The organism is Martinezella multihospitum (assembly GCF_900094585.1).
GTDB lineage: Bacteria > Pseudomonadota > Alphaproteobacteria > Rhizobiales > Rhizobiaceae > Rhizobium > Rhizobium multihospitium.
On record NZ_FMAG01000004.1, the window covers coordinates 169,865 to 185,314 of the forward strand.

A 15,450-nucleotide genomic window follows, 5' to 3' on the forward strand; every position below is an offset into this window, starting at 1 on the left:
CGAATTTTGTGTGCGGGAGCAGGGAAGGGGAAGACATGCATCATAAACGGATCTGGATCGCCGCTCTGATTTTTTCGGCCGTCATCATCAACTACATCGACCGGATCGCGCTTTCGATCGCCTCGAAGCCGATAGCGGCCGAATACGGCTTCTCGCCGGTGCAGATGGGCTATCTCTTTTCCGGATTCCTCTGGACCTACGTGATCTGCCTTATTCCGCTGGGCCTGGTTCTGGAAAAGGTCGGCGTCAAGAAGATGATAGGTGGCGGCATCGCAATATGGTCGGCCGCGACCGCCTTGACCGCCGCCGCCAGCGGGTTTGCATCGATCCTGGCGGCACGCCTGGTCATGGGGGCGAGCGAGGCCACCTCCTATCCGGCATCGGGACGTGTGATCCGGGACTGGTTTCCCGAGCGCGAACGCGGCGTCGTGACCACGCTGTTCAACGGCGGCTCCACGGCCGGGCCTGCACTTGGGGCGATCATCACCGCAGGCCTGGTCGAATTCGTCGGCTGGCGAGTCTGTTTCGTGTTGCTCGGTATCCTTGGATTCGTCTGGCTCGGCGTCTGGCTGTATTGGTACAAGGCGCCCGAAGACGCACGGTGGCTGTCGGATGTCGAACGCGACACGATCCTGCGCGAACGTAACGGAGACGTGAGATCGATCGCATCCGCGTCGCCGTCGACGATCCGGCACCTGTTTGCCCAACGCAGCATCTGGGGCCTCGTCATCACGCAGGCCTGCCTGGTCTATACCGCCTATCTGTTCCTGACATGGCTGCCTACCTTCCTGCAGTCGACCCGCGAACTGTCGACCATGAATACAGGCTACCTCACCGCCATTCCCTATTTGATCACGGTCGTCCTCAGTCTCATCATTGCCCGCGCGAGTGATCGGCTATTGTCATCCGAAGCTGTCCGCAACGGCAAGCGGCGGAATTTCATCGCCGCCATGGCGGTCCTATCCCTTCTGATCGTCCTGGCGCCTTCGGTTGGAAATCTTACCGAACTGCTTGTCGTCCTGACGCTGGTGCTGACCGGGTCGACAACGGGTGCAGGGCTGAATTTCACGCTTGCCAGCGACCTCTTGAGCGATCCCCGCGATGTCTCGCGGGTCATTGCCATCACCGCGCTCGGCGGCAATCTTTTCGGACTGATCGCACCCATCATCACCGGTTACGTCGTTGCCGGAACGGGTAGCTACGACTGGGCGTTCGGTATCGCAGCGGCGTTGCTTCTCCTCGGTGCCGCGGCGACGCTCACCCTGACCAGGAAACCTATCCCACCGGAATTTCCCCTACCGGCGCCGATTGCGCCGCAAGCAAGCGAAACGGCCAAAGCATGACCTACCACTATCCGACATTGCGGCGTCCCATTACCGAGGCAACGAGAGCAAGCGTAATCGAAGACTTTCCCGAAATTGCCGAGATCGGCGATGCCGAAATCCGTGCGAAGGTAGTCGAGGCATGGAGCTACTCGCTCTGCTGTTCGGATTTCAGGCGCATCACGGATATTCCGCCCGACGGCAATCCCGGGGCGCCGGTCCTGATACAGGGCACGCAGGCCGATCATGTCCGCGGCGTGTTCCGCTACACGAACGCCATCGCGCGTGAGTTCGAGGAGACCTATCCCGAGGTCGCCATTGACTGGACCATACTGCTTGCCGGCGCGGCGTGCCACGATGTCGGCAAGCCTTACGAATTCGATCCTTCCAATAGAAAGCGCTGGGCTGCCTTTCCGGCGGATGCGGGACAGCCGACGTTTCGCCACTCCGTCTTCGGAATGTATGTCTGCCTGGTGACGGGCCTTCCCGAGGAGGTCGCCCACATTGCCGTCGGCCATTCGTTCGAGGGTAATCACATGGGGGTGAGCGCCGAATGCACGATCGTCCGGCAAGCAGACCATGGCTGGTGGCACGTGGCGGCTGCACTTGGCCTCGTCAGGCAAGAGACGATGGGAGGCCTTGCCAGCAACCTTCGCAGCCGTATGGGCAGAACGTGATGGCAAGCGGATCATCGGAACCGCTGACGCTGTCCCGAGCCCCATAGTCCATATCTTGGTCTATCCGACCTAATCGGTCACCGGCTCGCCGAGCGTATGCATCAAGCGGTTCGCCCAGCCGAAGATGGCTGACGACAGGACGAGGTCGAGGGATTCCAATTCAGAGAAGCCGACATCGGCCAATGCCTGCGCATCGGCTTTCGTGGCTTCGGGCGGCGTTGGCGAGAGGCGTGCGGAAAAGTCGAAGATCGCCTGCAGGTGCTCGTCGAGTTCCGCATCGAGGCCGTCCGCGAAGATTGCCTCGATCACGTCGGTTCTTTTGGTCTGGCTGATGAACCGAGAGGCGTGAACTGCGGCGCAGTAGACGCAGTGGTTGACAACGGATGCGGCCGTCGCGCCCAGTTCTCGTTCGCTCGAAGCGAGTCCGTCTTTTCCGTACATGATCAGATTGAACAGGGGAGAGCGGACCGTAAGCGATTCCGGATCGTGCGCAAGTGTCAGAACATAGGGTGAGATGCCCTTGTTGGACGGCGTCACCTGCATTGCCGCGCGCTGTTCCTCGGTCGCAGTCTCCAGGTCGACCGGAACGACATAGGGCTGCCAACGCGGAATTTTGGTGGTGAAAGCGTGAACGACTTCACTCATTGTCTTGCTCCGATCAGTGCCAATCCCGCGATAACGCGCACCTGGTAGTTCACGAAGGCCGCCAGTTCGGAGAGCCGGACGATGTCGGCATCGGTCACGCCCCTGGCGCGCAACGCTTCTATGTCCGCGCGGGCTGCCTCCCTCGGTGCGACGGTCAGCCGGTCGGCGTGACGAACGATCTCGGCGACGCGTGCGTCCTCCGCCGTCGTGCCCGGTACGGAGAGGGGGGCAATCGCGGGTTCGCCCGCCCGTTCCACGAGAGCATCATAGTGGCGCGCCAGCGCTTCGTTGTGATTTTGCCGGGCCATGCGGGCGGCAAGTGCTGCCCGGAGTCCATGGGACAGGCCGCCGGGATCGCGCGGCAGCAGCACGGCGTCATGGGCTGCCTCGCTCAGGCGCAGGATCTCCGCGCGCTTTTCCATGGCTTCGGCGAGCGCGGAGCCAGGCTTCACGGAGACTAGGGTTTCGATGAGTGTCAAAACAGGCTCCTCGGTGCGTCTGTGGGGTAGCATCTAGGTAGGCGCGGCGTGTCATTATGTCAAATAATAATGATTAAGCGATTTTGATGCGGAATAATTATCTAATTCCGATCGTCAAGTGAGAATTCGTATGCTTTACTCACATTAATGGGAGTGTTTCATGTCATCTATGCATTCTAGCTCTTTCGATATTCGGCAACTTGAAGCCTTCGCAGCCGTGATTTCCGCAGGCAGCGTGACCGGGGCAGCGCGCCTGCTGGGCCGATCGCAACCGGCGGTCACCAGGCTCATCCAGGATCTGGAAGCCGATATCGGCTATGCGCTCCTGCATCGAAGCGGTCCGCGGATCACGCCGACCTCGCGGGGGGTGCTGTTTCATTCCGAGGTCGAGCGTCATCTCGCCAGCCTCACACATATCCGCGAGCGTGCCGAGGCGATCGGTCGTGATGAGCCCCCCACGCTGACAATCGCGGCCACACCGTCGCTTGCGGCGGGCGTTCTTCCGCAGGCGCTAGCAGCCGTTGCCCCGGATCTGATCCCACGTCATCTGCATGTGCAGGCGCTTGCGGCCGAAAACGTCGTTCAGGCAGTGCTCGCCCGTTCGGCGGATTTCGGGATCGCAAGCCTGCCGCTCGAACATCCGGGCCTCGAAATACACTGGATCGCGGAGGCGCCATGCGTTGTCGCGATTAGCGCGAGCGATCCGCTTGCCGACCGTGACGTGGTGCGCCTTGCCGATCTTGTCGACCGCCGCATCATCACTCTGGCAAACCCATATCGCTTGCGTCACCGGGTCGATGAGGCGCTGGAACGGGCAGGGATTTCGCCGAACCGGATCATCGACGTCAATGCTTCACTGACAGCGCTTTCGTTGGTTCGAGCCGGGCTTGGGGTTGGCATCGTCGAGCCGGCGACCGTCGTCGGCGTGCCGCTTGAAGGCGTCGTGATGCGCGTGCTCGATCACACCATCCCCTTCCTGTTCGGTGCCATATCGCCCGCCGCGCTGCCGCTCACGTCGACGATCACCGCCGTGATCGAGGCGGCGCGCGCGGTGGCTTTGGCGATGCCAGGCTGCCGTCTGTTCGACTCGAGCGGCGCAGAAGCGCTGGCCGATACCGTTTACGGGCAAACTCCGCGACCTGAGGGAGCGCCGGCATGAGCGATCTTTCCACCTTGCCGAACGGTCTCGATGCTCTTGAGGCGCGGCTGCGGCAGGATCTCGCCTGGCTGGAACTGCCGGCCAAATCCTGGGTGCCGCCGCGCGTGATCGACGGTCAGCCTGTCGTCGATGTCGTCATCATTGGCGCAGGCATGGCCGGGCTCGTCGCCTCCGCGATGCTGAAGAGGCTGGGTGTCGCCAACCATCTCGTTCTCGACAAGGCGCCTGCTGGTCAGGAAGGGCCGTGGGTCACTTTTGCCAGGATGCGTACCCTTCGTTCGCCAAAGCAACTCACCGGTCCGGCGATGGGGCTTCCGGCGCTTACCTTCCGGGCCTATTACGAAGCTCGTTATGGGCGTGAGGCATGGATCGCGCTCGACCGGGCTCCGCGCGAAATCTGGATGGAGTATCTGGTCTGGTACCGCAAAGTGCTCGAGCTTCCTGTCCGCAACGGTGTGACCGTCGATGCGATCCTGCCGCGCGAGGACGGAATGCTTGATCTTGTCTGCAGTCAGGACGGACAAGTGGAAACGATGGTCGCTCGCCATGTGGTGCTCGCGACCGGCCGTGATGGCCTTGGCGGGCCATTCGTGCCTGCAATCGCAGCTAACATAGACCGGAAATTCTGGGCGCATACCGCCGACGATATCGATTTCGCAGAGCTGCGCGGCAAGCGGATAGGCGTCGTTGGTGCAGGCGCATCGGCGATGGACAATGCCGCAACCGCTCTCGAAGCTGGTGCGTTCCGCCTCGACATGTTCGTGCGCCGCAAGGAGCTGCCGCGGATCAACAAGTTCACCGGCATCGGCAGCCAAGGCGTCGTGCATGGATTTGCCGGCCTCCCCGATGAGTGGAAGTGGCGCTTCCTCAATTATGCCATGGGCCAGCAGACACCGCCGCCACGGCCGAGCGTCTTGCGCGTCAGTTCCTTCCCGCAAGCCCATCTCCATCTTGAGAGCCCGATCAGCGGGCTGGAGCAGAACGGTGAACACGTCGTGGTGACGACGCCGAAGGACAGCTATCCCGTCGACTTCCTGATCTTTGGAACCGGCTTCAAGATCGAGCTGGCCAATCGGCCGGAACTGGCCGCCTTCGACCCGCACATCCGCCTCTGGCGCGACCGCTTCCCGACGCCCGCCGGTATGTCGAATGCGGAGCTCGAAGGCTCACCCGATCTCGGAGAAGCGTTCGAATTCCTCGAAAGGGAGCCGGGCTCGTGCCCAACGCTGGCAAGGATTCACTGCTTCAATTTTCCGGCGACACTCAGTCACGGCAAGCTTACCGGCGACATCCCCGCAATCAGCGAAGGTGCTGACCGCCTGGCGCGTGGCATTGTCCGCGCCCTTTTTGTCGCCGACCGCGAGAAGCACTTCGAAAACCTCCAGGCTTTCGACACGCCGGAACTCCTCGGTGACGAGTGGGCAGACGACGATACCAAAGAGCCTTCCGAACTATCTTCCGAAAGGACCTGACATCCGAAATGCTTGAGATCAAGAACCTAAAGCTGTCCTATGGAAGCACGCAAATTCTGAATGGCGTCGACCTGTCGGTGAAACGCGGCGACGTGGTGTCGATCATCGGCCCGAGCGGCACTGGCAAGACCACGCTTCTCAAGTGCATCAACCATCTGGCCAAGCCGTCTTCCGGCTCGATCGCGTTCGACGGCATCCGCATGGATTACGGACGCCCCGACAAGGCCGCCGTTCAAGCGATCCGTCTTCGCACGGCGATGGTCTTCCAGCAGTTCAACGTCTTCAAGAACATGACGGTCATCCAGAATGTGATGGACCCGCTTGTCGTCGTGCAGCGCAAGCCGAAGGAAGAAGCTCGCGCCATCGCCCTTAAGGAGCTTGAACGCGTCGGTCTTGCCGACAAGCTCGACAATTATCCCTCTCAACTCTCTGGCGGTCAGCTCCAGCGGACCGGCATCGCCCGCGCCCTGGCGGTCAAGCCGGACGTGATGCTGTTCGACGAGCCGACCTCGTCGCTCGATCCTGAACTCGTGAACGAGGTCCTAAAGGTGATCAAGGATGTGACATCCTCGGGCATCACCTCGCTCCTCGTTACCCACGAGATGCAGTTCGCCAAGAACATCTCAAACCGCATCGTCTTCATGGACCGGGGCGTCGTCGCGGCCGACGGCACTCCAGCCGAAATCTTCGAAACACCCTCCAACCCGCGCCTCGCTCAGTTTCTCAATTCCGAACGCGCGATCTAGTAGAAAGGATGCCTGAAATGACTTCCATGAGTTCAATCTCGCGCCGTGGCCTCGGTCTCGCCGTAGCAGGCGTCGCAATCGCCTTCGCAACCGCCTCGTTCGCCGAGGACGTTCGTACGATCAAGATCGCCACCGCGGCGGAATCGAAACCGCTCTCCTGGGGCGCGATCGGCGTCGAGCCGCAGGGCTACGAACCTGACGTGCTGAAGGCGATCAACGCCAAGCTGCCCCAGTACAAGTTCGTCATGGAAGGCGCTGCCGACATCGCGCAGGAAACTGGCCTTGCGACCGGCAAGTACGACATCGCGACGGGTGGCTATTATCGAGCACCTGCCCGCGAAAAGCAGTTCCTCATTCCTGACGCGCCGATCGGCGCGAGCCTGATCAAGATCTACAGCCGCAAGGACAGCGGCATCAACGAGATGAAGGATCTGATCGGCAAGAAGATCGTACCCGTCACCGCCGGCGGCGGCATCTACAAGTTCGCCACGGCATGGCAGGAGCAAAACCCGACCTACAAGATCGAAATCACTGCCTCAAGCGCTGGCGTTCCCTATCCGGACCGCCTGAAGGAAGTGCAGAACGGCAAGTACGATGCGCTCGTGCTGCCATCCAACCTTGGCGAGCAGACCGTGATCGACCAGCAGAAGCTCGACATCAAGACGAGCGAGCCGGTTGCGATCAATCAGACCTTTGTCCTGATCCATCGCTCCGAGGAGAACAAGGCCCTCTCCGATGGCATCGACAAGGCTCTGAAGGAGCTCAAGGCCGACGGCACGCTTGCCAAGCTCTCGCAGAAGTGGTTCGGCGAGGACATCACCACGTACATGAAGTAACGCCGCCCGTAGATCCCGGCGATCAGGCCAAAGACTGAAAGAAGGAGTGTTCCAAAGTGGACCTTTCCGTAATGATCCCAGAGCTGCTCTCGGCCTTGCCGCTGACGCTTGCGATCACGTTCACGGCCATGATCGCCGGCTTCGTGCTGGCCTTGCTTGCGACGACGTTTCGGGTTCGCAGGATCCCGGTGATCAGCCAATTGGCGGATCTCTACGTATCCTACGCCCGGAGCGTGCCCGTCGTTCTGCAATTGTTCGTCGCCTTTTATGGGCTTCCGGTGCTTGTGGGTGTGTTCGGCGTCGCGGACTTCATGTCTCCGACTATCGCCGCGATGCTGGGCTTGAGCCTCTATCACGGAGGCTATCTGTCCGAAGTCATGCGGCCGGCCTATCTCGCCGTCGAACGCGGCCAGCACGATGCTGCGGACAGCCTTGGCTATACGTTCCGCCAGAAACTCACACGCGTTCTCGGCCCGCAGGCGGTTCACATCGCGCTCCCCGGCTACGGCAACTCGATCATCTACCTGATCCACAACGTTGCGCTCGTCATGTATATCGGCGCGGCCGACGTCATGGCGACCGCTCACCTCGTCATGGAGCGTGACTACAACCAGTACCAGTTCGAAACCTACCTCGTGCTGGCGGTGCTCTATTCGCTGCTTTGCCTGGTCGCCTGGTCTGTCGTCCGCTTTTTCGAGCTTCGTTCCGCGAGATTTTCTCCAGGCGCCAAGCGCGGCAGAACCACGCTGATGGCAAGCGTCTGATCGAAGGAGTTGCTACATGTTCGATATCGACGTTCTTCTCCCCGATCTTTGGGATATTCTGGGTGCCGTACCCCTCACGCTCGCGATGGCGCTTGCGATCTTCGTCTTCTCGACGATCATGGGCAGCCTGTTCGCCATGGTCGAATATCGGCGGATTCCTGTCCTGCGCCAGCTTGTCGTCGCCTACAAGGTCGCGTTCAAGGGCGTGCCGATGGTCGTGGTGATCTTCCTCGCTTACTATGGTCTTCCCTCGACCCTGCAATTCCTGGCATCGCTGGTTGGTGTGAACTATAACGGCCATTCGACACCAAACTGGGTCACGCTCATCGTCGCTCTGACTGCCTGCGTCGCCGCCTTCCAGGCGGAGGTCGTCAAAGGCGCGTTGAACTCTTTCGACACTGGCCAGGCCGATGCAGCCTATTCGCTCGGCTACAAGAGGAGCCAGCTCTTCCGCCGGGTCATGCTTCCACAGGTCATCGTCGCGGCGATACCGGATCTTGCCAATTCCTTCATGGTCATCATGAAGGCGCTTTCCCTGGGGTTCGCCATCGAGGTGGTCGACATCTTCGCGCAATCGCAGCTGACCGCCGCGCTGAACTTCTACTATCTCGAGGCCTTCCTCGTCGCGGTCGTGATCTACATGGTGATAGCCTATGCCGTAACCCAGATCGCGGACAGGGCGGAGCGAGCGCTCAGGGTGCGGACTTGAGCTCGGCCCAACGCTTCCGACCCAGCAAGCCAAGATGGTCTCCATCGGCTGATCGCCTTTGAAAACTGCAGCGAGGGATGAGCGCCCGCTCTGTCCACTCTTTTCCCTCGCGATCCTCTTTTTTGGAAATTCATTTCTCCCCATTCTCATTAGTACACTTAATTTATAGACAAAGGTCTAATTGGAGAGAGTGGTAATGAGCATCGAAAAGTCCGATAGCGGTCTGGGAAGACGGGATCTGCTGAAATTATCCGCAGCGGCTGGAGTTGCCGTTGCCGGCGCGTCGTTGATCGGGCAAAAGCCCGCCTTCGCAGCCGGGGAAGAGCCGTCCCTGAAGGGTAAGCGCATCGCCATCAGCGCGACCGGAACCGACCACTTCTTCGACCTGCAGGCCTATAATGCCCAGATCGAAGAGGTGAAGCGCCTCGGCGGCGAGCCGATCGCCGTGGATGCAGGGCGCAATGACGGCAAGCTGGTCTCGCAGTTGCAGACGCTGATTGCCCAGAAGCCGGATGCCATCGTTCAGATCCTCGGCACGCTGAGCGTTATCGACCCCTGGCTGAAGAAGGCGCGCGACGCCGGCATTCCGGTCCTGACCGTCGACGTCGGCTCGACCAATTCGATCAACAACACCACCTCCGACAACTGGGGCATTGGCAAGGACCTAGCGCTGCAGCTCGTCTCCGATATCGGCGGCGAAGGCAATATCGTCGTCTTCAACGGCTTCTATGGCGTGACACCCTGCGCGATCCGCTACGACCAGCTGGTCAATGTCGTCAAATATTTCCCGAAGGTGAAGATCCTCCAGCCGGAACTGCGCGACGTCATCCCGAACACCGTACAGGACGCTTTCACCCAGATCACCGCGATTCTGAACAAATATCCGGAAAAGGGGTCGATCAAGGCGATCTGGTCGGCATGGGACATCCCGCAACTCGGCGCGACGCAGGCTCTTGCCGCTGCTGGCCGCACCGAAATCCGCACCTACGGCGTCGATGGTAGCCCCGAAGTGCTGCAGCTCATCGCCGATCCAAAGTCGCCGGCCGGCGCCGACGTCGCTCAACAGCCGGCAGAAATCGGCCGTACCGCCATCCGCAATGTCGCCAAGCTCCTTGCCGGCCAGACACTGCCGCGCGAAACCTACGTTCCCGCACTTCTGGCCAACAAGGCCAATGTCGGCGAGGTCACCAAGAAGCTCGGCATCGGCTGATAGTCCGCTCCGGGCGATGCTGCGACGGCCGGATCGCCCGGAATATGTCCGCTGGAGACCGAGATGACGACCATTTCTTTCCAACAGCCGGTGACGGCAAAAGACGACATCATCCGCTTCGAAGGCATCGTCAAGCGCTTCGGCGGAGCGCAGGCGCTGGCAGGTGCATCGCTGGGCATCAGACGTGGAACCATCCATGGTCTCGTCGGCCAGAATGGCGCTGGCAAATCGACACTGATCAAGCTGCTTGCCGGTCTTCATCAGCCGGATGACGGGAGGATCGAGATCGAAGGGCAAGCTTTCGATAGGCTGACCCCGCATCTCGCAGAAGAGCTCGGCATCCACTTCATTCATCAGGATCGGCTGCTCGTGCCGACTTTTACGGTCGGCGAGGCCCTGTTTCTCGGCCGGGAACCGCGCATACCAGGCACGCCATTTCTCGATCGCCGGCTGATGCAGCGCCGCGCATCCGATATCCTCAACGATTATTTCGGTGTCCGGTTGCCGAACACCGCCCTGGTCGGTGAATTGTCGACGGCCGAAAAGCAGATCGTCCAGATCACCCGCGCGCTTCTCAACCAGCCTAAGGTGCTTGTCTTCGACGAGCCGACGGCCGCATTGGTGCGTCGCGAGGCCGATATTCTCTTCCGCCTGATCCGTCGCCTGCGCGATGAAGGCGTGACCGTCATTTACATCTCGCATTACCTGAACGAAATCGAGGCGCTCTGCGACCACGTCACCGTGCTGCGCAACGGGCTGGACGTTGCTTCCGTGCCGATCGGGAATACATCGGCCGCAGCGATCGCGCGGCTTATGGTCGAGCGCGACATCAAGGAAATGTTTCCGAAGCCGGTGGTCGCACCCGGCGACGAAATCCTCAAGGTCGAACAGCTTTCGGCGCCAGGAAAATACGAGGATGTCAGCTTCACGCTACGCCGCGGCGAGGTGCTGGGTCTCACCGGTCTGCTCGGTTCCGGGGCAAAGGAGCTGGTCCGTGCTCTCTTCGGTCTGGATAGGCCGGCTTCCGGTCGCATCGAAATCGGCGGTAAGGCTGTCCGTCTCACCAATCCCACGCAGGCGGCAGGTCGCAAGATCGCCCTGGTGCCCGAAGACAGGCGTCGCCACGGCGTCGCGCTCGATCTCAGCGTTACGGAGAATACGAGCCTTTCCAGCCTCGGTCGCTTCACCCGCTTCGGCTTTCTGGACCGCAAAGGCGAACGGCGCGAAGTCGATGCGCTGATTGCGCGGCTGCAAGTGAAGACCAGCGGGCGCAATGCCTTGCTGCGCACGCTTTCAGGCGGCAATCAGCAGAAGGTGGCGATTGCCAAATGGCTCAGTCGCCATTCCGAGGTCTACCTCCTCGACGAGCCGACTGTCGGCGTCGATATCGGCTCCAAGGTTGAAATCTATACGCTGATCGGCGAACTCACGGCGCGGGGCGCCGGCGTCATAGTCCTGTCTTCCGACCTGCCGGAACTCATCGGCATCACCGATCGCATCCTTGTGCTCTTCCGTGGCCGCGTGGTGCGGGAATTCATATCGTCGGAGACGACGGCGGATGCCGTACTTGCCGAATCCACCGGATCATCGGAAGGACAGCGCCATGTCGGCTGAAGTTGAATTTGCGCCTTCCGGATTTCCGACCGTAGAACGGTCTGGTCGACCGACCGGCAATATCGCGGCCGCGGCATTGCGCTTCGGATCGCTCATCGCCTTTGCGGCCATTCTGATCGTCTTTTCGCTGACCGCACCTTATTTCCTCAGCATCGGTAATATCGGCAATGTGCTCGGTCAATCAGCCATCTCCGGCGTGCTTGCGATCGGACTGACGATCGTCCTGATCGCCGGCGGTTCCAATGTCGTCACCGGCGGCATCGACCTGTCGCTCGCCGCCAATATGGGCCTGAGCGCCGCCGTCTATGCCAGCCTGACGCAACTCGGCTATGGTGACGTCACGGCGATCATGGCATCGCTCCTGACTGGTACATTGATTGGCGCGGTCAATGCCATCGCCGTCGTCTATGCCGGCATCGTGCCGCTGCTCGCCACGCTTGCCGTCATGAACATCGTTGCCGGCCTGGAACTGGTGCTGACGGGGAATACCGTCCTTCCGGCCTCAACGCCTTTCCTCTCGGCGCTTTCTGCTTCGGACTCCCTCGGCATGCCGATCCTTGCCTATGTCCTCATCGGCTTCACGGCAATTGTAACGGCGATCGTGCAATATACGCCGCTTGGTCTGCGCCTTTATGCTGTTGGCGAGTTTCCGGATGCTGCGCGCGCCGCCGGCCTGCCGCTTCGTCGCCTGCTTGCTGGTTCATTCGTTGCCAGCGGCTTCTCCGGCGGCATCGCCGGTATTCTCTCGGTTTCCTACCTGAGCGGCAGCACGACGGGTTCCGGCGAGATGCTGTTGCCTGTTGTTGTCACCGCTTTGCTCGGCTCGGTCTTTTCACGCCGGCTGGTTCCTACCGTGACTGGAACGTTGCTTTCAGCTCTGCTGGTCGGCTTCCTCACCAATGGTTTCCAGCTGCTCAATATTTCGAGCACGCTGGTTAGCGGCGTTCAGGGCCTGCTCATTCTCATCGTGGTCTCCGCAACCACCCTGTTGCGCCGGCAGGAGGCCTGAACATGTCGCTCCATACTTCTGCACACGCCACGGCTGGCTTGCCGCGCCTGATTGCTGGCAGCCTCGTGCGCTACGGGCTGATCCTCGCCCTGGTTGCGGTCTTTGCCGCCTTTTCCCTGATCACGCCGACATTCCTGACCCTTGCCAACCTGCAGAGTATCCTGGTCAACAATTTCACGCTGCTTGCCATCGTTTCCATCGCCATGACCTTCGCCGTCGCGTCGGGCGGCATCGATCTTTCGGTGGGGACGGCGATGGATTTCGCGAGCTTTGCCTTCGTCTCGCTCGTCCTTGGCGGACAGCCGGTGGCAATTGCAGCATTGGCCGGCCTGGCGGCCGGGGCGCTCGTCGGCGCATTCAATGCGCTGCTGATTTCAGGGATCGGCGTCTCCCCGTTCCTTGCGACGCTCGGTACGCTGTTCATCGGCCGCAGCATCCAGCAACTGCTCACCAATGGCGGCAATCCCGTCTATCTGCCGCCAAACGGTGTACCGGAGGCCTTCCGTTTCCTTGGCCATGGCACGATCGGGGGTTTCCCCGTGCCGCTCGCAGTCGCCATCGTCATCATCGCGGCCGCTGCGGTTATTTTTGCCCGTACGCGCTTCGGCCGCATCGTCCTGTCGATCGGTATCCAGCCTGGCGTCGTACGCTATTCCGGCATTGCGGCTCCCGCCTATATCGCGGCCATCTTCGTATTGGTCGGGTTGATCGCAGCCGTCGCCGGCCTGATTCTGACTGCGACCGTCACCGTCTATATCCCGTCTTCCGGCAATGCATTTCTGCTGAATGCCATCGGCGCAACCTTCATCGGCACGACGCTCAGCCCGCTCGGGCGGCCGAACGTCGCTGGCACCGTCCTGGGCGTTCTGCTGCTCAGTATCGTGGCCAATGGGCTGTTACTGACCGATCTGAATTTCTATTGGCAGCAAGTCGGTACGGGAACACTGATCTTTGCCGTGCTCGCCCTGAGTTTCATCAATCGGAAAGCAGCTGGCCGCGCATAAGGCAAGCCGCTTTCCGACTGCTGTATCCGCGACATTCTTCTCGCCCTGTCCGATTCCGAACTCTACGCGCCGAGCCAAGCGCCAGCTATGTTCGCAGATCCACAGGCCTGGGTCGGGGCAGTGTTCAGCAACAGGCTTCGCCCGCCGGATCATACGAAAAAAGGGTCCCGGAGGACCCTTTTGACTACGTAGGCGGAAAATCAGCGCTGGAGATTGACCAGCACGTCCAGCAGGTCGGAGCCCGTCTGGAACACCTTGGAGTTGGCCGTATAGCTCTTCTGCGCCTGGATCATGTCGGTGAGCTGGCCCGCCAGATCGACGTTCGAAGCTTCCAGCGAGTTCGACTGGATGTAGCCGAGACCGTTGCTGTTGGCGAAGCTGGTGACGGTCACACCGGAGTCGGCATTGGCCTGATAGACGTTGCCGCTCATGAGCGTTAGCTTGTCCGGGCTTGCAACGGTTGCGAGCGGAATCTGGTAGATCGCCTTCGGATCCCCTTTCGCGTAGTTCGCGTAGACGACGCCGTTCTTGTCGATGGTGACGCCGGTGACTGCGGCTGCCGCCTGTCCGTTGGTCGAGCCGGTGGAAGCGAAATCCGAAGCCTTCTGCGTCATCTTGGTCAGATCCATTGCGATCGACCCACCGGTCGTTGGATCGGTGATCGTAAAGCTGCCACCGCTTGTCATGTTCCCGCTTGTATCGAACGTCAGCGTGCTAGTGGCGACGGGGCCAGATGAGTAGGGGAAGGACGAGCCGCTGCCCGTCGCCGCGTCGGCATTGCGATAGACGGCAACTTCCCACTGATCTGGCTTCGCCGCGACTGCAGCGACCGGCGGTGTAGCGGTGGGATCAGCAGCGACCGCAGGCGTGGCAGCCTGCGTTTTGGTATAATAGATGTCATACATGACGGTGTTGCCGAGCTTGTCGTAGCCGACCACCGAGCTTTTCTGGGTATTAGCGGTGGTCGTCGCTTTGTTGGCGCTCGGCAACGTCTCGGTTGAGCTGGGGACCACAACGGTCGCATTCGAATTGAGGTTGCCCGTAAAGCTGCCCGAAGTCGAGGGTGAGTTGGCAAGACCGCTCTGATTGACGTTGATCGGCACCAGGCCGTCGAAGCCGTTGACGACGACAGCCGGTGCTCCCGAAGCATAGGAGTAGCCCATCAGCGTATAGCCAGCGGAGTTGACGAGGTTACCGTTTGCGTCAGGCGTAAAGTCGCCCGCGCGCGTCAGAACGGTCTTGCCGTCGGCGCCCTGCACGACGAAGAAGCCGGCGCCCTGAATCGACAAGTCGCTGCTCGACGAGGTGGAGACCGTATCGCCCTGCTGCGTGACCGAATAGCTGACGTTGGTTTCGACGCTGCCGGAGTTATAGTTGCCGCCGCCCGAGGGCAGGATCAACGACGAAAAGCTGGTGCTTGCCGACTTGTAGCCCGTTGTATTGACGTTCGCGATGTTGTCCGACACGGTGCTAAGCTTATTTGCCTGCGCGTTCATGCCGGAAACTGCCGTTTTCATGCTACCAAAGATGCTCATTGGTTCCTCGCACGTTGCTGATGCAGGGATGGTAGCGATAATGACTTGTGTGAAGCTGGCTTTTTGGTGCGCGCCGCCGGTTTGAATCAGTTCAAAATATTCGACGATCCTTGAGCCGGCAAGTGCTCCACATTCTCAATTCGTGGGGGCGCAAGGCATGCAATCCGGATGTTCCTATCTTGCGCGGCGCGCTTCGCTTTCTGCGGAGGCTGCAATCGCGTCGATAGCCAGGGCCTCGAGCGGCAAGGCATCATGAGCAGCTCTCGAGT

General features: G+C 60.8%; 15 protein-coding genes. 12 read left to right on the plus strand and 3 right to left on the minus strand.

Going from position 1 to position 15,450, the window contains the following annotated elements; all coding sequences use genetic code 11:
- Positions 1 to 35 precede the first annotated feature (35 nt).
- Both GA0061103_RS16970 and GA0061103_RS16975 read left to right on the plus strand, forming a co-directional pair.
- Positions 36 to 1,343, plus strand: a complete 1,308-nt coding sequence (locus tag GA0061103_RS16970; RefSeq protein ID WP_092713094.1) for an MFS transporter — start codon at positions 36 to 38, stop codon at positions 1,341 to 1,343.
- Positions 1,340 to 1,999 carry an HD domain-containing protein gene (locus tag GA0061103_RS16975; protein WP_092713096.1) on the plus strand — a complete coding sequence of 220 codons (660 nt, stop codon included), beginning with the start codon at positions 1,340 to 1,342 and terminating at the stop codon, positions 1,997 to 1,999. Before GA0061103_RS16970 ends, GA0061103_RS16975 begins: the two co-directional genes overlap by 4 nt.
- Positions 2,000 to 2,068: 69 nt before the next feature.
- Here the strand turns inward: GA0061103_RS16975 and GA0061103_RS16980 are convergent, their stop codons facing one another.
- Both GA0061103_RS16980 and GA0061103_RS16985 read right to left on the minus strand, forming a co-directional pair.
- Positions 2,069 to 2,644, minus strand: coding sequence for a peroxidase-related enzyme (locus tag GA0061103_RS16980; protein ID WP_092713098.1), 576 nt, complete (start codon positions 2,642 to 2,644; stop codon positions 2,069 to 2,071).
- Positions 2,641 to 3,123, minus strand: coding sequence for a CMD domain-containing protein (locus tag GA0061103_RS16985; protein WP_092713100.1), 483 nt, complete (start codon positions 3,121 to 3,123; stop codon positions 2,641 to 2,643). The genes GA0061103_RS16980 and GA0061103_RS16985 overlap by 4 nt, the downstream gene beginning before the upstream one ends.
- Before the next feature lie 160 nt (positions 3,124 to 3,283).
- Between GA0061103_RS16985 and GA0061103_RS16990 the strand changes: the two genes are divergently transcribed.
- From GA0061103_RS16990 to GA0061103_RS17035, 10 genes are all read left to right on the plus strand, one after another.
- Positions 3,284 to 4,282, plus strand: coding sequence for a LysR family transcriptional regulator (locus tag GA0061103_RS16990; RefSeq protein ID WP_092713102.1), 999 nt, complete (start codon positions 3,284 to 3,286; stop codon positions 4,280 to 4,282).
- Entirely contained in the window at positions 4,279 to 5,754 is a 1,476-nt protein-coding gene (locus GA0061103_RS16995; RefSeq protein WP_092713104.1) for an NAD(P)-binding domain-containing protein, read from the plus strand. The genes GA0061103_RS16990 and GA0061103_RS16995 overlap by 4 nt, the downstream gene beginning before the upstream one ends.
- Before the next feature lie 8 nt (positions 5,755 to 5,762).
- Positions 5,763 to 6,500 carry an amino acid ABC transporter ATP-binding protein gene (locus GA0061103_RS17000; RefSeq protein ID WP_092713106.1) on the plus strand — a complete coding sequence of 246 codons (738 nt, stop codon included), beginning with the start codon at positions 5,763 to 5,765 and terminating at the stop codon, positions 6,498 to 6,500.
- Between the two features lie 17 nt (positions 6,501 to 6,517).
- Positions 6,518 to 7,336: an amino acid ABC transporter substrate-binding protein gene (locus GA0061103_RS17005; RefSeq protein WP_092713108.1), complete on the plus strand. Its 819-nt coding sequence runs from the start codon at positions 6,518 to 6,520 to the stop codon at positions 7,334 to 7,336.
- 56 nt (positions 7,337 to 7,392) lie between these two features.
- Entirely contained in the window at positions 7,393 to 8,100 is a 708-nt protein-coding gene (locus tag GA0061103_RS17010) for an amino acid ABC transporter permease (protein WP_092713110.1), read from the plus strand.
- A gap of 16 nt (positions 8,101 to 8,116) precedes the next feature.
- Positions 8,117 to 8,809 carry an amino acid ABC transporter permease gene (locus GA0061103_RS17015; protein ID WP_092713112.1) on the plus strand — a complete coding sequence of 231 codons (693 nt, stop codon included), beginning with the start codon at positions 8,117 to 8,119 and terminating at the stop codon, positions 8,807 to 8,809.
- Positions 8,810 to 9,005: 196 nt separating this feature from the next.
- Positions 9,006 to 10,019, plus strand: a complete 1,014-nt coding sequence (locus GA0061103_RS17020) for a sugar ABC transporter substrate-binding protein (RefSeq protein ID WP_092713114.1) — start codon at positions 9,006 to 9,008, stop codon at positions 10,017 to 10,019.
- 63 nt (positions 10,020 to 10,082) lie between these two features.
- Positions 10,083 to 11,633, plus strand: a complete 1,551-nt coding sequence (locus GA0061103_RS17025; RefSeq protein ID WP_092713116.1) for a sugar ABC transporter ATP-binding protein — start codon at positions 10,083 to 10,085, stop codon at positions 11,631 to 11,633.
- Entirely contained in the window at positions 11,623 to 12,642 is a 1,020-nt protein-coding gene (locus tag GA0061103_RS17030; RefSeq protein ID WP_092713118.1) for an ABC transporter permease, read from the plus strand. Before GA0061103_RS17025 ends, GA0061103_RS17030 begins: the two co-directional genes overlap by 11 nt.
- Positions 12,643 to 12,644: 2 nt before the next feature.
- On the plus strand, positions 12,645 to 13,646 hold the full coding sequence (locus tag GA0061103_RS17035; protein WP_092713120.1) for an ABC transporter permease: 1,002 nt from the start codon (positions 12,645 to 12,647) through the stop codon (positions 13,644 to 13,646).
- Between the two features lie 200 nt (positions 13,647 to 13,846).
- Here GA0061103_RS17035 and GA0061103_RS17040 read toward each other — a convergent pair whose 3' ends face one another.
- Entirely contained in the window at positions 13,847 to 15,181 is a 1,335-nt protein-coding gene (locus tag GA0061103_RS17040) for a flagellar hook protein FlgE (protein WP_092713122.1), read from the minus strand.
- Positions 15,182 to 15,450 lie beyond the last annotated feature (269 nt).